Source organism: Robiginitomaculum antarcticum DSM 21748, from assembly GCF_000365025.1.
In the GTDB taxonomy this organism is placed as follows: Bacteria; Pseudomonadota; Alphaproteobacteria; order Caulobacterales; family Maricaulaceae; genus Robiginitomaculum; species Robiginitomaculum antarcticum.
Genome location: NZ_KB823011.1, coordinates 335323 through 358526 on the forward strand (window position 1 = coordinate 335323; position 23204 = coordinate 358526).

The 23204-nt window shown below is 51.7% G+C and carries 26 protein-coding genes; 11 read left to right on the forward strand and 15 right to left on the reverse strand.

The annotated features are described in order from the left end of the window. Together H142_RS0101655 and H142_RS0101660 are read left to right on the forward strand one after the other, a co-directional pair. Entirely contained in the window at positions 1-441 is a 441-nt protein-coding gene (locus H142_RS0101655) for a DNA polymerase III subunit chi (RefSeq protein WP_033314787.1), read from the forward strand. Then, complete coding sequence (locus H142_RS0101660; RefSeq protein ID WP_017930353.1) at positions 438-923, forward strand: hypothetical protein; 486 nt, start codon at positions 438-440, stop codon at positions 921-923. The genes H142_RS0101655 and H142_RS0101660 overlap by 4 nt, the downstream gene beginning before the upstream one ends. On the opposite strand, the gene H142_RS0101665 is transcribed toward H142_RS0101660, so the two are convergent. Both H142_RS0101665 and H142_RS0101670 read right to left on the reverse strand, forming a co-directional pair. Next, complete coding sequence (locus H142_RS0101665) at positions 871-1686, reverse strand: hypothetical protein (RefSeq protein WP_017930354.1); 816 nt, start codon at positions 1684-1686, stop codon at positions 871-873. The genes H142_RS0101660 and H142_RS0101665 overlap by 53 nt on opposite strands. 85 nt (positions 1687-1771) lie before the next feature. Beyond that, positions 1772-3664 carry an ABC-F family ATP-binding cassette domain-containing protein gene (locus H142_RS0101670; RefSeq protein ID WP_017930355.1) on the reverse strand — a complete coding sequence of 631 codons (1893 nt, stop codon included), beginning with the start codon at positions 3662-3664 and terminating at the stop codon, positions 1772-1774. Positions 3665-3774: 110 nt separating this feature from the next. On the opposite strand from H142_RS0101670, the gene ndk reads away from it, so the two are divergent. After that, positions 3775-4197, forward strand: a complete 423-nt coding sequence (ndk, locus tag H142_RS0101675; RefSeq protein ID WP_017930356.1) for a nucleoside-diphosphate kinase — start codon at positions 3775-3777, stop codon at positions 4195-4197. Positions 4198-4251: 54 nt separating this feature from the next. Here ndk and H142_RS0101680 read toward each other — a convergent pair whose 3' ends face one another. The 4 genes from H142_RS0101680 to purM form a co-directional block, all read right to left on the reverse strand. Then, a complete protein-coding gene (locus H142_RS0101680; protein WP_233341538.1) occupies positions 4252-5490 on the reverse strand; it encodes a vWA domain-containing protein in 1239 nt (412 codons plus the stop codon). 337 nt (positions 5491-5827) lie between these two features. Next, entirely contained in the window at positions 5828-7246 is a 1419-nt protein-coding gene (locus H142_RS0101685; RefSeq protein ID WP_017930358.1) for a Tad domain-containing protein, read from the reverse strand. Between the two features lie 109 nt (positions 7247-7355). Then, positions 7356-7967, reverse strand: coding sequence for a phosphoribosylglycinamide formyltransferase (gene purN, locus H142_RS0101690; RefSeq protein ID WP_017930359.1), 612 nt, complete (start codon positions 7965-7967; stop codon positions 7356-7358). Position 7968: 1 nt separating this feature from the next. Beyond that, the gene (gene purM, locus H142_RS0101695) at positions 7969-9006 is read right to left on the reverse strand and encodes a phosphoribosylformylglycinamidine cyclo-ligase (RefSeq protein ID WP_017930360.1); all 1038 of its coding nucleotides are present in this window, start codon (positions 9004-9006) and stop codon (positions 7969-7971) included. A 138-nt stretch (positions 9007-9144) separates the two neighbouring features. Between purM and H142_RS0101705 the strand changes: the two genes are divergently transcribed. Both H142_RS0101705 and H142_RS13925 read left to right on the forward strand, forming a co-directional pair. Beyond that, positions 9145-10149 carry a hypothetical protein gene (locus H142_RS0101705; RefSeq protein WP_017930362.1) on the forward strand — a complete coding sequence of 335 codons (1005 nt, stop codon included), beginning with the start codon at positions 9145-9147 and terminating at the stop codon, positions 10147-10149. A 12-nt stretch (positions 10150-10161) separates the two neighbouring features. After that, a complete protein-coding gene (locus H142_RS13925) occupies positions 10162-10842 on the forward strand; it encodes a P-loop NTPase family protein (protein ID WP_017930363.1) in 681 nt (226 codons plus the stop codon). Here H142_RS13925 and H142_RS0101715 read toward each other — a convergent pair. Continuing rightward, positions 10839-11582 carry an SDR family NAD(P)-dependent oxidoreductase gene (locus H142_RS0101715; RefSeq protein ID WP_017930364.1) on the reverse strand — a complete coding sequence of 248 codons (744 nt, stop codon included), beginning with the start codon at positions 11580-11582 and terminating at the stop codon, positions 10839-10841. The two genes, H142_RS13925 and H142_RS0101715, sit on opposite strands and share 4 nt — an antisense overlap. Further along, the gene (locus H142_RS16605; protein WP_083898904.1) at positions 11579-11734 is read right to left on the reverse strand and encodes a DUF2256 domain-containing protein; all 156 of its coding nucleotides are present in this window, start codon (positions 11732-11734) and stop codon (positions 11579-11581) included. Before H142_RS16605 ends, H142_RS0101715 begins: the two co-directional genes overlap by 4 nt. 201 nt (positions 11735-11935) lie before the next feature. On the opposite strand from H142_RS16605, the gene H142_RS0101720 reads away from it, so the two are divergent. The 4 genes from H142_RS0101720 to H142_RS0101735 all read left to right on the forward strand — a co-directional run bounded on the left by H142_RS0101720 (position 11936) and on the right by H142_RS0101735 (position 16734). Next, positions 11936-13096, forward strand: a complete 1161-nt coding sequence (locus H142_RS0101720) for a phosphoserine transaminase (RefSeq protein ID WP_026147712.1) — start codon at positions 11936-11938, stop codon at positions 13094-13096. A gap of 2 nt (positions 13097-13098) precedes the next feature. Continuing rightward, positions 13099-14673 carry a phosphoglycerate dehydrogenase gene (gene serA, locus H142_RS0101725; protein WP_017930366.1) on the forward strand — a complete coding sequence of 525 codons (1575 nt, stop codon included), beginning with the start codon at positions 13099-13101 and terminating at the stop codon, positions 14671-14673. Positions 14674-14764: 91 nt separating this feature from the next. Further along, a complete protein-coding gene (locus H142_RS0101730; RefSeq protein WP_017930367.1) occupies positions 14765-15913 on the forward strand; it encodes a hypothetical protein in 1149 nt (382 codons plus the stop codon). Beyond that, complete coding sequence (locus H142_RS0101735; protein WP_017930368.1) at positions 15913-16734, forward strand: mechanosensitive ion channel family protein; 822 nt, start codon at positions 15913-15915, stop codon at positions 16732-16734. The genes H142_RS0101730 and H142_RS0101735 overlap by 1 nt, the downstream gene beginning before the upstream one ends. Here the strand turns inward: H142_RS0101735 and fghA are convergent. From fghA to H142_RS0101760, 5 genes are all read right to left on the reverse strand, one after another. Continuing rightward, positions 16721-17578 carry an S-formylglutathione hydrolase gene (fghA, locus tag H142_RS0101740; RefSeq protein ID WP_017930369.1) on the reverse strand — a complete coding sequence of 286 codons (858 nt, stop codon included), beginning with the start codon at positions 17576-17578 and terminating at the stop codon, positions 16721-16723. The genes H142_RS0101735 and fghA overlap by 14 nt on opposite strands. Before the next feature lie 2 nt (positions 17579-17580). Further along, positions 17581-17952: a type II toxin-antitoxin system VapC family toxin gene (locus tag H142_RS0101745; RefSeq protein ID WP_017930370.1), complete on the reverse strand. Its 372-nt coding sequence runs from the start codon at positions 17950-17952 to the stop codon at positions 17581-17583. Beyond that, entirely contained in the window at positions 17952-18143 is a 192-nt protein-coding gene (locus tag H142_RS0101750) for a type II toxin-antitoxin system VapB family antitoxin (protein ID WP_017930371.1), read from the reverse strand. The genes H142_RS0101745 and H142_RS0101750 overlap by 1 nt, the downstream gene beginning before the upstream one ends. 213 nt (positions 18144-18356) lie before the next feature. Beyond that, the gene (gene cydB / locus H142_RS0101755; protein WP_017930372.1) at positions 18357-19391 is read right to left on the reverse strand and encodes a cytochrome d ubiquinol oxidase subunit II; all 1035 of its coding nucleotides are present in this window, start codon (positions 19389-19391) and stop codon (positions 18357-18359) included. A 3-nt stretch (positions 19392-19394) separates the two neighbouring features. Further along, complete coding sequence (locus tag H142_RS0101760; protein ID WP_017930373.1) at positions 19395-20822, reverse strand: cytochrome ubiquinol oxidase subunit I; 1428 nt, start codon at positions 20820-20822, stop codon at positions 19395-19397. A gap of 160 nt (positions 20823-20982) precedes the next feature. Between H142_RS0101760 and H142_RS13930 the strand changes: the two genes are divergently transcribed. Together H142_RS13930 and H142_RS0101770 are read left to right on the forward strand one after the other, a co-directional pair. Continuing rightward, positions 20983-21273: a type II toxin-antitoxin system prevent-host-death family antitoxin gene (locus H142_RS13930; RefSeq protein WP_083898960.1), complete on the forward strand. Its 291-nt coding sequence runs from the start codon at positions 20983-20985 to the stop codon at positions 21271-21273. After that, positions 21274-21540 (forward strand): type II toxin-antitoxin system RelE/ParE family toxin, encoded by a 267-nt coding sequence (locus H142_RS0101770; RefSeq protein ID WP_017930375.1) that lies wholly within the window; start codon positions 21274-21276, stop codon positions 21538-21540. Here H142_RS0101770 and H142_RS13935 read toward each other — a convergent pair. Both H142_RS13935 and H142_RS0101780 read right to left on the reverse strand, forming a co-directional pair. Beyond that, a complete protein-coding gene (locus tag H142_RS13935) occupies positions 21537-22073 on the reverse strand; it encodes a hypothetical protein (RefSeq protein WP_026147713.1) in 537 nt (178 codons plus the stop codon). The genes H142_RS0101770 and H142_RS13935 overlap by 4 nt on opposite strands. Positions 22074-22086: 13 nt before the next feature. Beyond that, positions 22087-23193 carry an S-(hydroxymethyl)glutathione dehydrogenase/class III alcohol dehydrogenase gene (locus tag H142_RS0101780; protein ID WP_017930377.1) on the reverse strand — a complete coding sequence of 369 codons (1107 nt, stop codon included), beginning with the start codon at positions 23191-23193 and terminating at the stop codon, positions 22087-22089. Between the last annotated feature and the right edge of the window lie 11 nt (positions 23194-23204).

Sequence of the window (23204 nt, forward strand, 5' to 3'; positions counted from 1 at the left end):
GTGGAGTATTGGTTCTATCATCTCACACATGGCTCCTTGGAAGCTGTGCTGCCACTGCTGTTAGAGAAAACGCTTGAGCGGAACTGGACGGCGTCTGTCCAGTTTTCTGATCAGAACCGTATGGAGCACATGGATACATATTTGTGGACGTTTCGCGATGACAGCTTTCTGCCTCACGGCCGGGATGATCAGCCCGGCGCGGTGGATCATCCTGTGCGGCTAGGCGTTGGCAGCGATATTGACGGCGCGGATTTAATCTTCCTTACGGGTGAAGCCGTTATTGCGGATAGCGCCGTTGCCAAGAGGTGCATCACATTTATCGAGGATAATGATCCGGAGGGGCGTGACGTCGCGCGCGCGCGCTGGACCCAGCTTAAGGCAGACGGGGCCGATATTTCTTATTATCAGCAAGGTGAGGGTGGGCAGTGGATAAAACGATGACACATCACGTCATTTTCATAAGGGCCTCTCTCTTGGCTGCCGTTGTCATCTGTAGCGCCTGCGCGGGTCCGGGCACCGCGCCGCGTGACTACCAGCCGCAAGCCGGACAGGGTCAATATCAATATCCCGACTCTCTTCGGCCCGAGCCGCTTACCGTCACTCCGCGAACCGATACGTGCGGCGCGCGGTTGTATCAATCGCTTGTGGGACAAAATATTGGCGGCGTACATATCGCTGTGATTGCCGGTGATAAGCGTATCATTCAGCCTGCAGACACAGGAGACGCCGTCTCGGATTTCATCCCGGATATGCAAGAGGGGGCGCCTTTTGTCGATGTGACCGACCTTTTGGCGGGACAGCCGCTTTATGCGCCGACCATCCGTACAGGCGTTTATCGCGGACAATTAGGACCTGAACGCGCTGACCGCCTTACGCTGGAATTGGACGAGGACGGGTATATTCAACGGGTAGAGTGCCGGTAGGGAACGCAGACTGTGCCGCGTCTTTATTCATTCTGTTTTTAAAATTTAAAATTTCTTTATCAAAAACTGGGCCGAAAATGCCCATCAGCAAGTGTGCATAATCCGTCTGAATTTGTTCTAATGGGCATCCCTTGTGATGTAGGAAAAGCAGCGTACCACGTAGTGGAATGCCAGGGGGGCCTTTTTGTGAGGATCTCCTTGTGACTTGATCAAAGTAGGATTTTGTCAACTCATAAACCGGACCCAAACCCAAGAATGATGCGATGAATTCAGTGCGCTGCCGATAGGGTTTCTTTGTTGCATTAGCAGAAGTCACCGCTGCCATTTGGACAATATCGGTTAAAACTTGCGACATTCGGCATAATAAATATAACGGTTCACCCAGACGCGACGGTTCGTAATAGGCTACCGGCCGGCCATATATATCGGTATAATAGCGTTCCAGCGCATCATTATGGACGGGCTTATTAAGTTCGCGGTGCTCCGCCAATTTAGGCTTATCGCGTTCCAACCCTGTAGTCTGTATAGGATAATGCCGCATGTTTAAACGGCCCTGAAGATCAGAGAGAAAGGCCTCAACATAGTCCTTTTCGCCCTCAAACATCCGGCGCTGTGGAAAAGCAGCTAGAAATCCATTTTCGGGAATCAATAAGTCTGAATGTCTTGGTCCAATATCATCGCCGAATTGCGTCATCAGATCAGCAAAATAATCGCGCTCCCACGCTATATTCTGTGCACCCACACGATATTTATGTTTTGGCATTCCCCGCTCCCAAGCCCCACACTTAGGGTTACAGACTGACTCAAATATATAAATAATTAATGAAATCTCATTCAGATTTGTTATATTAATCCGCTTCGGATTGCGATTTCGCGGTTTCGTATCGCGCCGCTGCGACGAGCCATTTATCTTCTAGGGCCTCGATTTCGCGTAAATGTTTTGAGCGCTTTGAATTGATCAACGCCGCGCGCCGGGGATCATCTTGATATATATCCGGCTCAAGAAGGTCGGCCTCGCAGCATTTGACTTTAACTTTAAGCGTTGCGATCCGCGTCTCAATTGTTTCGGTGCTCTTTTTAAGTGGAGCGAGTTGCGCGCGTATGTCAGCAGCGGCCCGGCGCAGATCAGCTTTGCTCTGTATATCGGATTTTGCGGACTTCTTGGTGTCACTACGCTCACGGTCAAGCTGCTCGGCGCGGTAATCATCCAGGCTGCCTTCATAGCGTGACACAGTCCCGCCGCTAACCAGCCAGAGCCGATCAACAACCGCTTCAAGCATATTCCGGTCATGTGAAATCACAATTATGGCGCCCGCAAATTCATTTAATGAGCGGATAAGCTCTGCGCGGCTGTCCATATCCAGATGGTTGGCCGGTTCGTCGAGAACCAAAAGATGGGGCTTATGAAATCCGATCAAAGAGAATAACAAGCGCGCTTTCTCTCCTCCTGATAAATCTCCGGCGGGCGTTTCAGCCTGTGCGTGGCCAAGCCCGAATTGTGAAAGCCGCGAACGGCGTTGCGCCTCTGTCGCGTCGGGCATCAGCTCTACAATGTGGCTATAGGCGCTTTTATTAGGACTGAGGGCGTCAATTTGGTGTTGGGCGAAATAACCGATACGTAGTTTTTTATGACTGCGGATATGTCCGGTTTGCGGCGCTATTTCCCCAACGAGTGATTTGGCGAGCGTAGACTTCCCCTCGCCATTGCGGCCTAAAATACCGATGCGGTCATCCGGATCAATGCGCAGATTGAGACGTTTTAGAACTGATATGTCCGGCGCGTAACCGAGGGCGACATTGTCGAAGCGAAAGATGGGCGGGTTTAGCGGCCGCTTGGCACTGGGCAGGTGGATAGACGGGATCGGATCATCAATAATAGTTGCGACCGGCTTCATTTTTTCCAGGCGTTTCACCCGCGACTGGGCCTGCCTGGCTTTATTAGCTTGCGCGCGGAAACGGTTTACAAAAGCCTCAAGATGGCGGCGCTCATCATCCTGCTTGGCGCGCTGGGCATTGGACAGCCGCTGCTGCTCGGCTAGAATGGCTTCGAACTGATCGTAATTACCCGTATATCCGAATAATTTCCCGCTGCGCAAATGCGCGATATGACTCACGGCTGTGTTTAAAAACGAACGGTCATGAGAGATGATCAGCGCCGTGCCATTGTAGCTGCGAATATGATTTTCCAGCCAGACCGCACCCTCGACATCCAGATAGTTGGTAGGCTCGTCTAAAAGTAAAAGGTCAGGATTGGCGAAGAGCATAGCCGCGAGAGCTACGCGCATTCTCCAGCCGCCGGAAAAGTCGGAGCAGGGCAGCAATTGGTCAGACGCGCTAAACCCTAAACCTGCGAGGATGGAAGCGCCGCGCGCCTCAGCGCTATAGGCGGAAATATCGCTCAGGCGGGCGTAAATTTGCGCAAGGCGCGCGCCGCCTGTTTCGGTTTGCGCTTCCTGCAGCAAGGCGCTGCGTTCTGTATCGGCCGCCAGGACAGTCTCGATCAGGCTTTGCGGCCCGGAGGGCACTTCTTGGTCCACACATCCGAGGCGCATATTTTTTCGTAAATTCACACTGCCATCATCGGGCGCAATTTCACCTTTTATCAGGCGAAATAAGGTCGATTTGCCCGTACCATTCCGCCCGATAAGGCCGACTTTCTGCCCCTGCGTTACGGCCAAAGTCGCCTGATCGAACAGCATACGGCCTTCAATACGGTAGGTCAGGTCGTTGATATGGAGCATAGAAAATATCAGGGGGTTTGCGAGTATCGTCATGTGCTTAACACGACTTGTAGGCCGGGCCAACGCCCGTTATAGAGCGCGCGATATTCAAATCCCAACAGGAGTGCCCCATGGCTACCCAACGTACATTTTCAATTATTAAACCCGATGCGACACGCCGGAATTTGACCGGCGCGATCAACGCAAAAATCGAAGAGGCCGGCCTGCGCATTATTGCGCAAAAGCGTATTCGTCTGTCCGAAGAGCAAGCCAAAGGCTTTTACGCCGTTCATGCAGAGCGTCCGTTTTATAATGACCTTGTGAAATTTATGATGTCCGGCCCTGTGGTGGTTCAGGCTCTGGAAGGCGAAAACGCCATCGCGAAATACCGCGAAGTTATGGGGGCTACAAATCCTAAAGATGCGACTGCCGGTACTATCCGCGCAGAATTTGCAGAATCTATCGAAGCGAACTCCGTTCATGGATCCGACGCTGAAGAGACTGCAGCGCAAGAAATTCCGTTCTTCTTTACAGATGACGAAATCGTCGGATAAAGTCTTACTAATATTAATAAAAAAGGCCGGGCAATTGCCCGGCCTTTTTTGTATCTAATATCTGATCCTTATCGAATCTTCGAGAATGTCGGCTCCGATGCTGTCGAAGACCAGATCGAGAACCTGAGCATTTTCTGCATTCTTGAAATATTCTTCTCCAGAAGAGCAAGCGAGAAGCAAAGCGTTGGCGCGGTCAACATCCGCACGCTTCCATTCACTATCTTTTGCGTTAATCGTTAAAGCATATCCGACTGAGTAAATTTTTACGTCTTGAGCTTTTAAATCACCGCATGAGCTAATCGTTGCAGCGTCATAACTTGAGATTTCATCGCAAATGGTCTGTTCTTCCCAATATTGACCCCATTCATCATACTCGCGCGCCCAGACACGATACCATCCATCGGAATTACTTTTATTCTCATGGCTGATTGTCCAGCTATTCCAATGTAAATAGTGCCAATGCCCCATAGCTGCACGGCAATTTTCGTAATCAGTGACATTGTTTTGTCCGTCAGTCATGAAGACCACATATTTTAACGGCTCAGCACCGTTTTCACTCAGATGAATATCCTCTTCACCACCCATACGCGTGTTCATACGAGCCATTGCGCCGCTGGAATTGGTGCCGCCACTTGCAGCCATGTTGTCAATTGTAGAGTCGGGAATAACGGACCAATCAAATGCCCGCTCGGTAATGTGTTCGTAACTGCCGCTACTCCAGCTACTTTTTACGGCGTAGGTAAGCATATTCAGACGAACATATTTATTTTCCCCTGAGGGGTTTTCACCACGACCTTGATCTTCAAGAACGGCGCTGGCTATGACACCTTCCATTTCATCCATGAAACTTTTGACCGTCGTTTTCAATCCGGTCATACGGACGGTTCCGTTGCCGTCATCAAAAGACATAGAGCCGGAATTATCTAAAACTAATCCAATAGAGGCCGGGTCTTTTAAATCCTGTGTTTCATATGAAACGGTCGAACTGGCAGAAAAATCAATATTATCGACACCGACTATACCCATGAAAGCCGGACGTGTCTGGCCATATACATATGCAGTGACCATGCCGTTTTCCGGATAGTCATATTTTATTTTGAAATTAGGGGGCTCACGATCGGCCAGCTGACCTGCCTCGCCGCGCTGAGTCGCCATGCTATCGCCATATGTCCCAATGGAAATACCGATGTCTTCAAGATAATACTTGGTATCGTGTTTAAATCCCTCGGTGTTGTCAGACGGGGTCGCGCCATTATGATCACGGATGAAAACCGCCGCCGATAGAGCGAGCATATCCGCTGTCGCGACAGAATTAACGCGCGCCGTCGTGACTTCACTGTAATCATAAGCCGAGCCTACAGCGATAACGACAGCGGAGAGGGCCGTGGCCCACATAACAGCCATCGTCCCGTCAGCATTGGTATTAAAACGGTTTATAAATCGTTTTAAAGTGCTCTGATATCCCATATCTCGTACCCAGACAAAATCGAAGACCCCCAAAATGCGGAGTCTATTTGGATAAGAAAGTAGGGATAAGGCATAAATGTCGCCTCAAGAGAGGTGGTAAATATAGTCCTAAGTCTAAAGATTATTAATAAAAAGGCCGTTCGATTGCCCGGTCTATTTGTGTCTAATATCTGATCCTTATCGAATCTTCGACTATATCTTCGCCGATGCTTTCAAATGCAAGATTGAGGCTATTTGCATTTTGTGCGTCTTTGAAATATTCGGGCCCTGTCGCACATCCCAGTAGAAGGGCATTGGCCCGGGCCACTTCAGCGCGTTTCCATTCACTATCTGTGGCGTTAATTGTTAAAGCGTAACCTATTGAATAGATTTTTGAACCTTGCTCCTTTAACTCGCCGCATGAGCTAATGGTTGCGGCATCATAGCTTGATATCTCGTCACAAATCGTTTGCTCGCTCCAATATTGGCCCCATTCATCATACTCTCTGGCCCAGACACGATACCATCCATTGGAGTTGCTTTTATCCTCATGGCTGAGTGTCCAGCTATTCCAATGCAGATAGTGCCAGTGTCCCTGTGCAGCCCGGCAGTTGGAATTTGACGTGACGTTGTTAACGCCGTCCGTCATAAACAAGACATATTTTAGCGGGTTTCCCCCATTCTTCTTCTCATGCGTATCGGGCTCATCTTTCATACGGTAATTCATCAGAGCCATAGCACCGCTTGAATTTGTCCCGCCATCGGCGACCATAGCATCAATTTTACTGTCTGAAATTGTAGACCATTTGAAGCGCTCTTCATCAATATCTTGATAGCTCTGGCCGTTATTTTTGTTTTTAACGGCGTAAGTAATCATATTCGTTCGTAAATATTTATTCTGGTTCGTCGCATTGGCTTGTCCCTGTCCGGGATTGTCCTCAGCTGTCGCCATATCAATCACGTCGTCCATTTGTACCATAAAGCCTTTGACTGTCGTTTTTAAGCCCGTCATGCGAATAGTTCCTGTGCCGTCATCCCACGCCATTGAGCCGGAATTATCCAAAACCAGTCCGATAGAGGCCGGGTCTTTTAGATCCTGGGTTTCATATGAAACCGTAGACGATGCAGAGAAATCAACATTGTCAATGCCAACGATGCCCATAAAGGCCGGCCGGGTTTGGCCGTAGACAAAGGCGCTGACCATGCCTGTTTCAGGGTGATCATATTTAATTCTAAAGTTCGGTTTCTCTAAATCTTTGTTGCGCCCTTTTTTGCCTCGAAATTTGGCTTTGCGGTCAGCATAGGGCGTTATATCGATACCGATATCTTCAAGATAATAGCGTTGGTTATGTTTAAAACCTTCTTTATTCGTATTAGGGGTTTCTCCGTCATGGTCGCGAATATAAACCGCAGCAGATAGGGCGAGCATATCCGCCGTCGCGACAGACTGAACGCGCGCCGTCGTGACTTTGCTATAATCATAGGCTGAGCCCGCAGCGAGGACGACAGCCGAAAGGGATGTAGCCCACAAAACGGCCATTGTCCCGTCAGAATTGCTTTTGAAGCGGTTTATAAACCGTTTTAACGATCTGTGATGTCCCATATTCCATACCCAGACAAAATCAAAGACCGCGCAATATGCGGAGCCTATTTGGATAAGAGTGTAAGGATAAAGGATAAATATCGCCTCAAGAGAGGTGGTGAATATAGTCTTAACGCTTATCAGAGGTAGAGGGATCGCGTGGTGTAAAATCCAGTAAAGCGAATTTTAAAGCCCGAATATAAAGGTTATGCTCTTGCGCCCGGACTTTTTGAGATAAGCTTTCCGGCGTATCATCATCATCGACTTTGACCCGTATCTGCGTAATCACGCTGCCGCTATCGAGATCAGCAGTGACATAATGCACGGACGCGCCGTGCCACGGCTCGCGGGCGGCGATAGCCCGCGCATGGGTGTTAAGCCCTTTATATTTCGGCAAAAGTGAGGGGTGAATATTAATCATCCGACCGGCCCAATTTGAGACAAATTGCCCGGTCAGAACACGCATAAACCCCGCGCAACAAATAAAGTCTACATTGTGGGATATGAGCTGGCGCTGCATTTCCGCCTCGAAATCCTCGCGGCTGTCATAATCCTTATGATCTATGGCAACGGCCGGAATGCCCAAACTGGCTGCTTTGGTCAGTCCTGCAGCTTTTGGGCGATTACTGATCACCAGAACAATTTCTGCCGGATAATCGGGATCGGATTGCGACGCTTTGATCAGCGCCTCCATATTGGAGCCCCCGCCGGAGATCAGGATGGCTGTGCGCGTGCGGGTCATCTTATGTCTGCTTTAACGCTCCAATGATTTTGGCATCCGGCTCTCCGCTCTTACGGAGCAGCGTTAATGCGGCTTCGGCTTTATCCGCGCTGACCGCCAGAACCATGCCAACGTCGCAGTTAAAAGCGCGCTGCATTTCCGCTTCATCAATATTACCCGTCTCTTGCAACCATACAAAAACGGCAGAACGGTCAATCGCCGCAAAATCATACTCAGCGGTCAAATGATCCGGCAGCATGCGCGGCGTATTTTCAGTCAGGCCGCCGCCGGTTATATGCGCCAGTCCTTTAATATGCCCTGCACGAATAGATGGCAAAACGGATTTAACATAAATACGCGTCGGGCTCAGAAGCGCTGCGCCAAGGCTTTGTCCGGGTGCGAAGGGGGCATCATCTTCCCATGACAATCCGGCGATCTCGACAACTTTTCGTATCAGCGAATAACCATTGGAATGCGGTCCTGATGAGGGCAGGCCGATCAGAACATCGCCGGCGACCATGTCATCCATGAGCGGCAGCAGCGCGTTGCGCTCCGCCGCCCCGACAACAAATCCGGCCAGATCAAAATCATCGCCCTCATACATGCCCGGCATTTCAGCTGTCTCGCCGCCGATAAGCGCGCAGCCTGCCTGTTTGCATCCTTCGGCAATGCCCGAAACAACCTTAGCGGCTTTCTCAGGGGCCAATTTACCTGTCGCGAAATAGTCGAGGAAAAACAGCGGTTCCGCGCCATTAGCCAAGACGTCATTGACGCACATGGCCACCAGATCAATGCCGACCGTGTCGAGTATGCCGCTATCAATCGCGATGCGCAGTTTTGTGCCGACGCCATCCGTTCCGCTAATCAAGACCGGATCCGTATATCCCGCGGCTTTAAGGTCAAATGCACCGCCAAATCCGCCAAGTCCGCCCATCACGCCTGCGCGCATCGTCGCCTTGGCCATGGGCTTGATCATATCGATAAGGCTGTCGCCCGCATCGATATCCACGCCCGCATCGGCATAGGTCAAACCTGATTTAGGGCTAGTCTCTCGCGTCATGATTATGCCTATTATATCGCCATGATTATTGTGTGGCCTTATGCTGCGCTGCGCTGCGCCGCGCAAGGGCAGGGATGTGACAATCTGTTGGCAGATACAGAGAAATCAGGTTAGGTGATAGCTAAGACAGGAGACTCTATGTTGCGCGCTTTCATTTTCTTTATCGTATTTACGCTATTGGGCGCGGTCCGCGCCTTTGCGGGAGACCCTTTTACAGTGACTGCCGTGCCGTTTGATGCCGACGGCAAAAATGCAATACAAGCCCAGACCAAAGCGCTCGCTGAAGGGCAGGTCATGGCCGCGCGCATTATGATTGACCGCCTTAATGCCCGCCCGGGCGCGTCTATTCCTGCTATTACGCCGCAAACCGCAGCCAAGATGATGCGCGCGATGAGTCTGGCCAATGAACGCCGCTCAAATTCGCGCTATATGGGCGATATTACGGTCGCCTTTAATCCACAGGCGGTTCAGACATTTGCCCGTGAAAACGGCCTCACTTTGGTCACGCAGCAAGATGCGCCGCGGCTTGTTATTCCTCTTTCGCCAAACGGGTTTGCGGATGGCGCGCAGTGGTTCACAGATTTTCGCGAAGGCGGTTATGATAATGGGCTAGCGCCGCTTGTCGCGCTGCCGGACGATCAGCGCTATAGCGGCTATATCCGCGCTGATGCAGCGCGCTCAGGCGATCTGGATGCCTTGCGCCAGACCGGACGCGCCGTCGGCGTCACAAATGTCCTGATCGCGTCGGCCAATAGCGCCGGCACGCGCATCACCCTCACAGATATTGCGCTGGATACGGGCCGCACTAGCGATCTAGGCACAGTGAGTTCTAACGCCGAAATGGCGGCCCGCATGGATAATGCGTGGAAAAAACGCGCGACGGCCAAGCCGGCCAAAACGCACGAGATGACTGTGACCGTGCTGTATAGCAGTCATCAGGACTGGCAGCGTATACAGCGTCTTATAAACGGCTCCAGTCTGATTAGCGGCGCGCGGCTTGATGCTCTGTCCAAAGACGGCGCATTGATGCGCTTAACCGTGAGCGGGCCGATGGACGATCTTGTCAAAGAGCTGGAATATCGCGGCGTCGAAATTAAAGAGCTGCCGCCCATTGGCACGGTCATGCGCTTCGCCGGACGGTAACGGAAAGATAGGATGGCGGCTGCGCCGACACAAATTCCCTTCGAGCTTCGCATCGCGCCTGACTTTTCCCGCGCCGCCTTTGAGGCTGCGCCAAGTAATCAGGAAGCCTTATCTGCGATTGAAAGCGTTGCGCCGTGGCCCAACCGAGCTCTTGCGCTGGCCGGACCGCGCGGCACAGGCAAGACGCATTTAGGCCATATCTGGATATCCGCGCAGACCGGCAAGTCTACAGCTGCGCGCAATAGGCTCGCGCTCTCCGATCTTGATGATCTGAATGGTCACGCCGTCTGGATGGATAATGCCGACAAGGTTGACGAGCAGGTTTTATTTGGTCTCATCAACATGGCGCTTCTGGAAAGGCTTACATCGCTATTGCTGACCAGCCGCGCTTTGCCGTCGGATTGGAATGTCAAAATACCCGACCTGCGATCCCGGCTTAATGCGCTCACCGTGGCGCGCATTGATCCGCCCGAAGACGCTTTGCTGCGCCGTATTTATGTCAATCTTCTGGCCGAGCGCGGACGGCAGCCTGACGGCGCCGTGATTGACTATCTCGTCAATTACGGGGAACGCTCCGCGGCTGCGGCGCAGAAAACGGCTGCAGCGCTGGACGTTATGGCGGCCTCGAAAAAGAGCAAAATCACAAAAGCGCTGGCCCGCATTTACTTTGAGAGCCAAGGGGAGCTGTTTTAAAATGCGATCCGCTGCCCGTCCCACGCGAAAAGATCACCTGTATCTTCAACGGTCAATCCATCAATCACGTCAAGTAGGTGTGCCGCGCTATACTCTGCTGTGAACAATTTACCGTCGGGCACATTTCCCTGAAACGGCTTAGACAAGTCTGTATCCACAGTGCCAGGGTGAAGACCCACAATAATGCTCTCTTTAAATCTGCGGCCATGTTCAATGGATAGATTTTTTAGCACCATATTGAGCGCCGCTTTCGCCGCGCGATATGCATACCATCCGCCCATGCGGTTATCTGAAATACTTCCGACGCGGGCAGACAGCGCCGTAAAAACTGTTTTGCCGTCGCGTTTTAGGAGCGGGAGAAAATATTTCGCCGTTAGAGCGGGGCCAGCGACATTCGCGGCAAAGCTTTTGGCGAAAGCATCATGAGAGAGATCGCGCGTCGATTTTTCCGGTGAGATGCCGTTGCCATGAAGCAGGCCGGTCGCCACAATAATCAAATCGAATTTGCCTGTCTCGCGCAAGACTTCGGCTCCTGCTTTAATGGTCTCTACATCAGAAAAATCAAAGGTTAGCGGCTTGATCTTATCGCCGCGCGGGACAGCGCCTGTCCGCGAGAGGGCGTAGACATCTGTGACGCGGTCATGAGCGGCGAGGGACTCTATAAAGGCGCGGCCTATTCCGCCTGTCGCGCCGATAACAATCACGCGCATATTATCGGAGAAGCTGGCGAGCGGGGTCATGCGGGCATCTTTCGTTTAGATTCGCGGCGGCACCGTGCGGAGCAAAATTTGACATTACCCCAGTCGCGCTCCCATTTTTTGCGCCATGCAAACGGGCGACCGCAAACAAGGCAGTCTTTTTCGGGGAGGTGAGCTTTTTGATGTCTAGGCATATTTTTATTACGCAGCAGCCCGTCAAAAGTTTGGAAGATACAACAAGTGGGGCAGGGATTTTAAAACAAAAATTATCAAAGCCGCAAAACTATCGCGCTTGACTCTCACGCCAACCCAAATCATAGGGAGAGCGGGCCACGCCTCCCCACTGAGGCGCACTTTATCGGATGTACAAAAACGCATCCTATGGAGACATGACTATGGCGATCGCCACCAAACCGACGGCTAAGCCCGTTGATCCCCGCTTTAGTGCGGGTCCCACCAAAAAACGTCCCGGATGGACATTAGACGTGCTGAGCGATGCCGCCTTAGGCCGCTCGCACCGCAGTGCATTAGGCAAAGCTAAACTCAAAGAAGTCATAGATCTGACGCGCGAAGTTCTACGCGTGCCGGAGGATTATCGAATCGCAATTGTTCCGGCCTCTGATACCGGCGCGGTCGAGATGGCAATGTGGTCGCTTCTGGGCCCGCGCGGCGTTGACGTCGCGGCATGGGAGAATTTCGGCAATGCTTGGATTACTGATGCCGAGCTTTTACCGCTTGACGACCTGCGCATACTTAAAGCCGATTACGGTCAATTACCCCCGATCCATAACTATACCGGCGACCGCGACCTTGTCTTTACATGGAACGGGACGACAGCAGGCGTGCGCGTGCCTAATGCTGACTTTATCCCCGCTGACCGCGAAGGGCTGACCATTTGCGATGCAACTTCAGCGGTTTACGCGCAGCCGCTGGACTGGCCGAAACTCGACGTTGTCACTTATAGCTGGCAGAAAAATATGGGCGGCGAAGCGGCCCATGGTATGTTGATCCTGTCCCCGCGCGCTGTCGAACGTCTGGTGAGCTACACCCCGCCTTGGCCGCTCCCGAAGATTTTCCGCTTGACCAGCAAAGGCAAAATTAATGAAGCTCTGTTCGAAGGGGCGACTATAAACACACCGTCTTTGCTGTGCGCCGAAGATCATCTGGACGCCCTGAAATGGGTAAAAGCCAATGGCGGATTGCAGGGCATGCATGACCGCGCCGATGCCAATGCCAAAGTGCTTTGGGACTGGATCGCGCGCACGGACTGGATCGCTAATCTGGCTGAGAAGGACGAGGAGCGCTCCAATACCGGGGTTTGCATGAAGATTGTGGATCCGCGGATCACGGCTTTAAATAAAGATGAGCAGGCCGCCTTTGCTAAATCTATTGTCAAATTACTCGGGGATGAGAATGTTGCGCTGGATTTCGGGTCTTATAAAACTGCGCCTGCAGGCTTTCGGATATGGGCCTCAGGCCTGATTGAAAAGTCTGATCTTGAAGCGCTGACCCCATGGCTCGATTGGGCTTTTGAAACCAAAATAGAGGAGCTGTAATTATGCCAAAAGTTCTTATTAGCGATAAAATGTCAAATGCCGCCATGGAAATTTTCAAAGCGCGCGGCATTGATGTCGACGTGATAACCGGCCTGTCCAAAGACGAAATTATCAAAATCATTCCTGATTATGATGGTCTTGCTGTGCGTTCCTCAACGCGTCCCGACGCCGAAATTATTTCAGCGGCGACAAAGCTTAAAGTCATTGGCCGCGCCGGGATCGGCGTCGATAATATTGATATTAAATCGGCCACTGATCGCGGTATCGTGGTCATGAATACGCCGTTCGGCAACGCGATCACAACGGCAGAACACGCTATTGCTATGCTGTTTTCTGCTGCGCGCCAAATTCCGTCCGCCTCAAGCCGGACACAAAACGGCGAATGGCCGAAAAGCGATTTCAAAGGCGTTGAGCTGTTTAACAAAACGCTCGGTATTATTGGCTGCGGCAATATTGGCGCACTGGTCGCCGAGCGCGCGATTGGCTTGAAGATGAAAGTCATCGCCTATGATCCCTATTTGACGCAGGAGCGCGCGGTAAAGCTGGGCGTGACCAAGGTCGAGCTGGACGAACTGTTTACCCGCGCCGACGCGATTACATTGCATACACCATTAGTGGACGCGACGCGGGGTATTGTGAGTCGTGAGCGTCTGGGCATGACGAAGAAGGGCGTGATTATTGTCAACTGTGCACGCGGGGGTCTGGTCGATGAAGAGGCGCTCAAAGACGCGCTCGAACATGGCCATGTCCGCGCGGCGGCGCTTGACGTCTTTGCGATCGAGCCCGCCAATGAGCATCCCTTATTTGGCACGCCGAATTTTATCGCCACACCGCATTTGGGCGCATCGACGCTGGAAGCGCAGGAAAATGTCGCCGTTCAGGTAGCCGAGCAAATGGCGGATTTCCTTCTGACCGGCGCGGTGAGTAATGCGCTCAATACGCCGTCTATTACGGCTGAAGAAGCGCCGCGGTTGAAGCCCTGGGTCGATCTTGCCGGCAAACTTGGCACGATGATGGGACAGCTTTTGCGCGTCCCCGCCAAGGCCATAGAGCTGACCTATAAAGGCGAGATTACGCAGCTTAATACTAATCCGATGAGCGCGGCAGCGCTGGCCGGAATGCTTAAATCCGTTATGCCCGAAGCCAATATGGTCTCCGCGCCTGCATTGGCTAAGGCGCGCGGGATTGAGATTAAGGAGAGCTATGTCGACGAAGCCGAACGCGCCGAGTCGCTCATCCGCATGACGGTTGAGACCGAGGAGCGTAAATTTGCCATTGTCGGCACAATTTATCGCGGAGAGCCGCGCATCGTGCGTCTGTTTGGCGTACCGATGGACGCCGCATTTGAGCCGCATATGCTGTATATCCGCAATTCCGACAAGCCCGGCTTTATCGGCGCGCTCGGAGATGTTCTGGGCCGTAATGGTGTAAACATTGCCAATCTCTCACTGGGCCGGATGAAGAAAGTCCCTGAGGCGGTTACGCTTGTTTCGGTCGACGGCGAAGTTACGGACAAAGTTATCGAAGAGCTCAAAGCCGTCGATCAGGTTTTGATCGTGAACAAAGTAATCCTTTAGCGCTTAACCTGCGCCATTTCCGCTCTGGGCAAGCGGGGTGGCGCAGGCTACGTTAAGCCAAATCAACCGGCATAACGGAGCGTCGTAAGTCTTGAGCAATGATGTAAAACCTTTCAAGCCGCTAGGCGAATATGACTGGCCGAGCAGCCCGGTTAACCGGGGTATTGAACAGATATTTGCGACTTTAAAAAAGCGCTTTTCATCTTCCAATGGTGATGACGGGATAGATGTGTCCCGTCTCTCTGCGGTGGACACATCATGGCTGGACAAGATTGCGGCGCCGCCGGCAAATGCGCCGCTCTCTGCGGAGCTGAGCTACACTCTTAAGGAATGGCTGGCCGACGACGCCCCCGTCGAAGCGGTTAAGATGGTTGTCCTTCCGCCCTGTGACAGAGAGAATTTTCTGGAAAGTTGGGCCAGTGAGCAGGGATTTAAAATTATTACGCCGCCGGAAGATGTTTTCGGCCAGTATACAGCGCTTGGTAAGGCGACGAAATCACAGCGTGTTAGGGTTATACCGCGTCTTGAAGACTGGTTCCTCCGCCATATTGACGGCATGTACCATGTCAGAGCGCTTCTGGATGAGTTGTCGCAAACCGGAGAAAAAACGATTGTCGGCTGTAATAGCTGGGCGTGGCAATATCTACGCAAATCGTGTGAGATTGACTCGGCTTTGCCGCAGCCGATCATGTTTCAGGCTTTTGACGAAGGTCGGCTAAGAGCCTGGCTGTCTGCCTTGTCACCTCGGGGCGAAGAGGGGATTAACTTTAAAAGCGCGGAGTCCGGTATTGATGCCTTCGCCGATCTGGATGAAGGCATGTCGAGCGGTGATTATATGAATCGCCTGGCCAAAAGCAGTCTGGGCATTCCGTGGGTGGCCTGGCGGATTTGGCGGTCCAGTCTTCACGTTGCAAAGCCGGAAGAAAACGCGGAACAAGACGCGCAGACATATGATAAAGTCGATACAATCTGGGTGTCAGAGCTCAAAGATTTTGCCTTGCCGGATCGCAAAAATCAAAATGCACTCATGGTTCTTCATGCTTTGCTGCTCCATAACGGTCTAAGCGCCGCCCAAATAGCCAAAACCGTTCCGCTGCCCGGTTACACCCATGTTCTGGCCTCTATCGTCAAAACCGGCCTGGCCGAGCTTACAGACGGCGTTTATCACTGCGCGCCTCAAGCCTATCCCGCCATTCGGACGGGTCTGCGTAATGCCGGTTATCCGATGGATGAATTATAATGGAAAACGCTGCCGACGAAAAAGCTGCTCAGCTTCTCAATGATTTTCAGGACATTAGTTTTGTCAAAATTACGCTGATTATCCTGATCGGGTTTGCGGCGATCTGGCTGATCCGGCGCATATTGCCCTATCTGGCCAGCCGCGGCCCAAGCCAGCTTCGCCTTTATATTCTCGGCACGGTTCCTGTTCTGAGGCTGATTATAATTGTCGGAGCATTTTTGTGGATTGTCCCGCTCATATTTAACATCACGTTGCAGAACTTCTTCGTGATTGCCGGCGCGGCCAGCGTGGCCATTGGTTTTGCGTTCAAAGATTATGTCAGCGGGCTGATTGCAGGAATTGTCGCTATTTTTGAACGGCCTTACGGACCGGGGGACTGGATTGAAATTGATGGAGATTATGGTGAGGTGGTTTCGGTGGGAATGCGTTCACTGCGTCTGAATACCGCTGATGATAATATCATTACTGTTCCGCATGACAAGATTTGGGATGAGAATGTCTCCAACGCCAATATGGGCGCGCATACGCTCATGTGTGTGGTTAGCTTTTATCTCCAGCCCGATCATGACGCTGTGAATATGCGGCGCGTTCTGGCGGATGTCGGGCTGACAAGCGCCTATCTGGATTATAAAAAGCCGTGTTTTGTTGTCGTCGCGCAAACCGAAGTCGGCACGCATTATAAGCTCAAAGCTTATCCATTTGATCTGCGTGACCAGTTCCAATTCATCAGTGATCTGACTGAGCGCGGTAAACTCGCTATCCGCGCCGCGGGGGGCATCGAGACGTCTTTCGCGCTGAGTGAGCAGGCTAAGACAGTTTAAGCGCGGTAAGCCCTTCGGCATGATGGCGGATGTGATCTTCGATAAATGTCGCGATGAAGTAGTAGCTGTGGTCATAGCCCGGCTGCATTCGGATGGTGGCATTTTGTCCGGCTTTCGCACAGGCACGTTCGAAAATATCGGTGCGTAAGTGCTCGGCTAGGAATTCATCATCCAGACCCTGATCAATGAGAATATTGGCTGAAGATGGCGACTGGGTCACGAGCGCTGTGGCGTCATAATTTGCCCATTTGGCTTTATCATCGCCGAGATAGTCTTCAAATGCTTTTTGTCCCCAAGGCACTTGGGACGGGGCGACGATGGGAGAAAAAGCCGAACAGGTTTTGTAAAGGTCCTGGTTTTTAAGATGTAGCATTAGCGCGCCGTGCCCTCCCATAGAGTGTCCAAAAATGCCCAATTTCACGATATCAACCGGAAGGTTTTCGGCGATCCATGTGGTCAATTCTGCGGTGATATAGCGCTGCATATTGTAGTTTTCGGCCCATGGGTCTTGCGTGGCGTCCAGATAAAACCCTGCGCCTTTGCCAAAATCATAGCGCCCTTCGATATCGGGGACATGGTCGCCGCGCGGGGATGTGTCCGGCGTGACAAGGATAATGCCGCGATCTTCTGCGGCGCGCTGCGCGCCGGCTTTGGTGATAAAATTCTGCTCTGTACAGGTGAGGCCCGATAGCCAGACTAACACGGGCGCGTCCTTGATTTCCCCGCTATCCACCCCGGACGGTGTGAAGACACCGACCCGCATATCACATCCGCACGCTTTGGATGGATGTTCGTAGACGGCCTGCGTGCCACCAAAGATTTTGTTTTTGGAAATGGTCTTCATAATTATCCGTATATAGTCATGTGGAGGGGCAAAGTGGTTGCGACGCGTTCTAGTTTTTTGTCTCTTGTCCATAAACGACATCCGGGCGTCAGGATGGCGGATAATAAAACGGCTGTGTCCACATATCCTATCCCTTTGCCGTAAATAGAATGAGCGTCAATAAAGGCAATGATTTCAGCTTGCGATGCAATAATAGCTTTAGGCAAGCCGTTTAGTAAACTGACAATCTCATCGCGGTTATTCATATTTCCCAAGGCCAGTTCACCAATAATATAAGGATGAATGTATACTTCGGACTGGTTCAATGCGGTTGCTAAAGCGTGATCCCCACCTCGCAGAAAATCTATCCAAATCGACGTATCAACAAGCCGCATTATTCAGGTTGTCTGCGTGGAACATTTTTGAGGTTAGGCTCTGACCCTCCAAGGCGCGCTAATCGCCGTGCGCTCTCGCGTTGTATTAAGGCTTCGAAAGCTTCGCGGACCAAAGCCGAACGTTCTTTGAGCTGTGTTAACTGTCCGGCTTTTTCCAAAAGCACGTCATCAATTGTAATCGTCGTTCGCATGTCTGACTCCAGTAATCACCAAAATATGCACCAATAGATGATTATTATGATGCTTTTAGAGAAATAGCAAGCTTCGTAGGAGATAAGCTACAGAGCCCACAACGAGGAGTCCACAAATAGCCAGTCCAGCAAACCAGAGCAGGCGCGAAGCTAGGGGCGGTGGCGGATCATCTTCATTGGGCGGAACAGGTTTGATAGAGAATTTGGGCATATCTATCCGTGATAACCGTCGCCGGGTTTTACCTTTCCCCAAAACAGACTGTATACATATGCCGTATAGATTAAAATGACGGGAATCATGACGACGGCACCAACCAGCATGAAGGTGAGGGCATTATCGCGGGCTGCCGCCTCCCACACCGTAACTTCAAAGGGGACAATATTGGGAAACAGGCTGACGGCAAGGCCGATATAGCCGGATAAAAAGACGCCGACGGCAAGCAAGAAAGGCCGCCAATCCGGCGCGCCGCTGACTTTACGAAGGTCGCGCATCAGGCCCCACATACAAGCCCCGCCAAAGACAGGAATTGGCAGCAGCCAAATCAGCTTGGAAAAATCTACCGATGTCATAGTCAGGCCCCAACGCGCGGTAATCCGCGGATCAATTGAGAGCGTTGCAAGGCTGACCGCAGCCATGGCGAGAAAAACCCCGATAAGTGAGCGGCGTGCCCATTTGCGCGATCCGTCATGCAGTGGCCCTAATGTTTTGAGATATAGCCAGCAGGAGCCGAGCAGAACATAGCCGATGACAACTGCGCCGGCGACCATAACAGAGAAGGGGGTTAGCCAGTCAAATGTCCCGCCTGCAAAATCACGCCCGCTGACCGTAATGCCTTGAATAAATCCGCCGAGAATAAATCCCTGCGCAATCGCGGCTGTTAGAGACCCAATTCCAAAGGCTCCGTTCCAAAAATGCTTGGTCGGCCGGCGCACTGCTTTGTGACGAAATTCAAAGGCTACGCCGCGAAAAATCAGCGCCGCGAGCATAATCAGAATGGGTAGATAAAAGGCCGGCATGATAATAGCGTAGGCCAGCGGAAAGGCTGCAAATAAACCACCGCCGCCCAGGACAAGCCATGTCTCGTTTCCGTCCCAGACCGGCTCTATTGTGGCGGTCATCAGGTTTCGCTCTGCGTCGTCATCGGCAAATATCGTCAATATGCCAATGCCCAGATCGAAGCCGTCAAGAATGACATAGAGCATAACAGAGACAGCAATCAGAACCGACCATATGAGAGGTAAATCCATGTGTTACTCCTGATCTTCGCTGGTGCCGGAGCCGCCACGATGGTCGACCTCGGCCTTGTCGTCGACAGATCCGAGCGGGCTGCCCGGTGCGCGGCGTTCTACTTCGGGCGGTGCGGTCGGTTTGTCGTCAAATCCGTTGGTCGCGATGCGGATCATATAGACTACACCCGCCGTAAAAATGATGGCGTAGACCGTCATAAAGACGATCAGCGACGTTGCGACTTGTCCGGTCGTGACAGGGGACAGGCTGTCTTCGGTGCGCAGGACGCCGTAGACGGTATAGGGCTGTCGCCCGACTTCAGTCACAATCCATCCGGAAATGACGGCGATAAAGCCTAATGTCCCGCCGCCCACCGCCGCCCAGTGAAACAGGCCGGGTATGTCGATGGTGCCGCGCCACCATTTAAACGCTCCCCATATACCGAGGCCGAGTAGAGCAAGACCGCAGCCGACCATGATGCGAAAGCTCCAAAACACAATAAAGACGGGCGGATGCTCACCCTGAAAATCGTTCAGGCCCTGAATAACCTCATCCTTGGGCAAGCCCATAATAGCATTTCCTACCCCGGGAATGGCAATTTCAAATTTATTCGTGCGTGTGTCTTCATCGGGGAGGGCAAACAGCACGGTGGCTTGATCCGGGCCTGTCTCCCACCAGCCTTCAATCGCTGCGATCTTGGCGGGCTGATAATGATGCGCGACACCGCCGGACCAATGGCCTGCTGCGATTTGCAGCGGCATCAAGACGAGCAGAGTCATGGCGGCGAGGCGCATTTGCATCCGGGTCGGGGCTTGTTGATGTTTACGTAATGTCTGCCACGCTCCTGCCGCTAGAATAACGGCTGCCGTCGTAATAAAGGCGGCCAGCATCATGTGGACATAACGCGACGGGAAACTGGGATTGAAAATCACTTCGAGGAAATTGGTCGCGTAAAATTTGCCTTCATCGTCAATGGCGTAGCCTTGCGGCGTCTGCATCCAGCTATTGGCGGCCAGGATCCAGAAGGCTGAAATAGACGTTCCGACGGCAACGCAGCATGTCGCAGTGAAATGCAGACCCTTGCCCACACGCTGCCACCCGAACAGCATAACGCCGAGGAAGGTTGCCTCAAGGAAGAAAGCCGTCAGGACTTCATACCCCAGAAGCGGTCCAATCACGCTGCCGGTCAAATCGGCAAATTTAGCCCAATTCGTGCCAAATTGATAACTCATCACCACGCCGGTGACCACGCCCATAGCAAAGGCGAGTGCGAAAATTTTAACCCAGTGCAGATAAAGACGTTTGAAGACTTCTTTGCCGGTCTTTAGCCACATGCCCTCGCAAAAGGCCAAAAACATAGCGAGGCCAATGGTAAATGCGGGAAACAGAATATGAAACGCAATGACGAATGCAAATTGCAAGCGCGATAATAACAATGCGTCAAATTCCATGTCCGTGTCTCTCTGATAGGAATAGGTATTTGAGTATTATTAACACGGCGTCGTAAGCATTGCACTCGAGGCAATGTCGCAGGGCAATTTAGTAGATTGGACATATTGTCTATTTTGTCTGAATTGTGTATAAGGCTTTAAATTTACAATGGAGTATTTCATGAGCACAATGACAGCAACAGAAGCAAAACAAAATTTTGGGGAACTCTTGATGCGCTCGCAACAGGAACCTGTTGAGATTACGCGTAACGGCAAACGGATAGGTGTTTTCTATGCGGATAATTGGCGTAATTTCGATAATTGGAGGCATGAGGATCAAGCGACCCATGATGCGAAGTTAGACGAGTCCTTGGCTCAAATCTCTCGCGGTGAAACTTACTCCTCCGAAGATGTTGTGGCGCGGGGGCGTGAGCTCATCAAAGAGCTGGCAAGGCAAAGAGCCAATAAATAAATGCGCGAATTTATTTTTTCGGTGCAGGCTGATTTGGATTTCCAAAATATGTTGCGCTATGGCTACGTGCATTGGGGCGAGACACAAACTAACCGCTTTTTAGAGACATTTTTGGATGTTGCACATATATTGCTGGACAATCCGAAAGTCGGTCGAAGCCTTGGCAAATATAGAATTTGGCCGATCCATAATTATCTGCTGGAATATAGTTTCGACAAAAAGGCTATCTATATATTGCGGATAATTCCCAAGGGTCGGCCGCGTTAATTTGGCGTTGCAATAAAATCATCGGGGACTTCGAATTTCATTTTACGGTTATCTACAGTGCTGAGCATTAGAACGTTTTTATCCCATAAAACCTGTTCATACCAAGCCCAATGACTCACAGTGCGTGGCAAGACATCTAAGTTACTATAGAGGTCAACTAGCTTTAAAGTTTTAGTCAATCCGCTTCTATTAATATAAGTGATAACCGTACTATTTTTATCTTTTTGGCTTAACGAAAGCAAGTTATAGCCTCCATATCCGATAACCACATAATCACAATTATCGGCGACATGAACCCATCGGTGCCATCCCTTGACGCGCCAATGTTTTGACGCCTCACCATTTTCTCCAATTAATAAATAATGCGGCGCTAATATCGTCTCCAAAGTCTCTAAATTTACATAAGCCATACATGTTCCATCAGGTGATGTTTGCACATAGCTTTGCTGCGCCGGAAGTGGGCTGTCGGCATAAGTGAATGACGACCCGCAAAAGGCTAAAAAGGTAGTAAAAATTCTGAAAATTACGGTCACTTTCCTCGCACCCCTAAAACTCCACCACGCTACGGATACTCTCGCCTTTATGCATCAAATCGAACGCGTCGTTGATTTTTTCCAGCGGCATTTTGTGGGTGATAAGCGGGTCGATTTGAATTCTTCCATCCATATACATATCGACGATAGACGGCGTGTCGGTGCGGCCTCTCGCGCCGCCAAAAGCCGTGCCGCGCCAGCTGCGTCCCGTGACGAGCTGGAAGGGGCGGGTGGAGATTTCCTTACCTGCGCCGGCGACGCCGATAATGATGCTCTCGCCCCAGCCTTTATGACAGCTCTCCAGCGCGACGCGCATGACATCGACATTTCCGATACACTCAAAAGTGTAATCCGCGCCGCCGCCTGTCATCTCGACTATGGCGCCCGTTAGGTCTTTATGGTCTTTGGGATTGATAAAGTCCGTCATGCCGAATTGGCGCGCCATTTTCTCGCGCGCGGGGTTGAGGTCTACGCCGACAATTTGTTTCGCGCCGGCCATACGCAACCCTTGAATGACGTTCAGCCCAATGCCGCCAAGCCCGAAGACGACGCAGCGCGTATTTTGCTCGACTTTGGCTGTGTAGATCACGGCGCCAACACCTGTTGTTACGCCGCAGCCAATGTAGCAGGCCATATCAAACGGCGCGTCTTTACGAATTTTAGCCAGACTGATCTCCGGCAATACGGTAAAGTTTGAAAACGTGCTGCAACCCATATAATGCAGTATTTTCTGACCCTTATAAGAAAAACGTGATGTGCCGTCAGGCATTAGCCCTTTGCCCTGCGTGCTGCGAACCGCTTGGCACAGATTGGTTTTGGGATGAAGGCAATAGTCGCATTGGCGGCATTCAGCCGTGTAAAGCGGAATGACATGGTCGCCGACCTCAAGAGAGGTCACGCCTGCGCCGATTTCGCGCACAATGCCCGCGCCTTCATGGCCTAAAATGGCCGGAAATGTACCCTCGGGGTCCTCGCCGGACAGGGTGAAAGCGTCGGTATGGCAGACACCTGTCGCTTTAAGCTCGACAAGGACTTCGCCGGCTTTCGGGCCTTGTACATCGACTTCGACAATCTCTAAATCTTTCCCGGCTTCAAAAGCGACGGCGGCGCGTGATTTCATTTTTGTCTCCT

Bases quoted from the DNA above. Each gene is read 5' to 3' on its own strand.
- H142_RS13930 (WP_083898960.1), top strand. From the start codon at position 20,983: ATGAGCACAATGACAGCAACAGAAGCAAAACAAAATTTTGGGGAACTC.
- H142_RS0101720 (WP_026147712.1), top strand. From the start codon at position 11,936: ATGGCGATCGCCACCAAACCGACGGCTAAGCCCGTTGATCCCCGCTTT.
- fghA (WP_017930369.1), bottom strand. From the start codon at position 17,578: ATGAAGACCATTTCCAAAAACAAAATCTTTGGTGGCACGCAGGCCGTC.
- H142_RS0101770 (WP_017930375.1), top strand. From the start codon at position 21,274: ATGCGCGAATTTATTTTTTCGGTGCAGGCTGATTTGGATTTCCAAAAT.
- H142_RS0101705 (WP_017930362.1), top strand. From the start codon at position 9,145: ATGTTGCGCGCTTTCATTTTCTTTATCGTATTTACGCTATTGGGCGCG.
- H142_RS0101735 (WP_017930368.1), top strand. From the start codon at position 15,913: ATGGAAAACGCTGCCGACGAAAAAGCTGCTCAGCTTCTCAATGATTTT.
- purN (WP_017930359.1), bottom strand. From the start codon at position 7,967: ATGACCCGCACGCGCACAGCCATCCTGATCTCCGGCGGGGGCTCCAAT.
- H142_RS0101665 (WP_017930354.1), bottom strand. From the start codon at position 1,686: ATGCCAAAACATAAATATCGTGTGGGTGCACAGAATATAGCGTGGGAG.
- H142_RS0101715 (WP_017930364.1), bottom strand. From the start codon at position 11,582: ATGACCCCGCTCGCCAGCTTCTCCGATAATATGCGCGTGATTGTTATC.
- H142_RS13925 (WP_017930363.1), top strand. From the start codon at position 10,162: ATGGCGGCTGCGCCGACACAAATTCCCTTCGAGCTTCGCATCGCGCCT.
- purM (WP_017930360.1), bottom strand. From the start codon at position 9,006: ATGACGCGAGAGACTAGCCCTAAATCAGGTTTGACCTATGCCGATGCG.
- H142_RS0101660 (WP_017930353.1), top strand. From the start codon at position 438: ATGACACATCACGTCATTTTCATAAGGGCCTCTCTCTTGGCTGCCGTT.
- H142_RS0101680 (WP_233341538.1), bottom strand. From the start codon at position 5,490: ATGCTCGCTCTATCGGCGGCGGTTTTCATCCGTGATCATAATGGCGCG.
- cydB (WP_017930372.1), bottom strand. From the start codon at position 19,391: ATGGATTTACCTCTCATATGGTCGGTTCTGATTGCTGTCTCTGTTATG.
- H142_RS16605 (WP_083898904.1), bottom strand. From the start codon at position 11,734: ATGCCTAGACATCAAAAAGCTCACCTCCCCGAAAAAGACTGCCTTGTT.
- ndk (WP_017930356.1), top strand. From the start codon at position 3,775: ATGGCTACCCAACGTACATTTTCAATTATTAAACCCGATGCGACACGC.
- H142_RS0101760 (WP_017930373.1), bottom strand. From the start codon at position 20,822: ATGGAATTTGACGCATTGTTATTATCGCGCTTGCAATTTGCATTCGTC.
- H142_RS0101685 (WP_017930358.1), bottom strand. From the start codon at position 7,246: ATGGGACATCACAGATCGTTAAAACGGTTTATAAACCGCTTCAAAAGC.
- H142_RS0101670 (WP_017930355.1), bottom strand. From the start codon at position 3,664: ATGCTCCATATCAACGACCTGACCTACCGTATTGAAGGCCGTATGCTG.
- H142_RS0101745 (WP_017930370.1), bottom strand. From the start codon at position 17,952: ATGCGGCTTGTTGATACGTCGATTTGGATAGATTTTCTGCGAGGTGGG.
- serA (WP_017930366.1), top strand. From the start codon at position 13,099: ATGCCAAAAGTTCTTATTAGCGATAAAATGTCAAATGCCGCCATGGAA.
- H142_RS0101780 (WP_017930377.1), bottom strand. From the start codon at position 23,193: ATGAAATCACGCGCCGCCGTCGCTTTTGAAGCCGGGAAAGATTTAGAG.
- H142_RS0101750 (WP_017930371.1), bottom strand. From the start codon at position 18,143: ATGCGAACGACGATTACAATTGATGACGTGCTTTTGGAAAAAGCCGGA.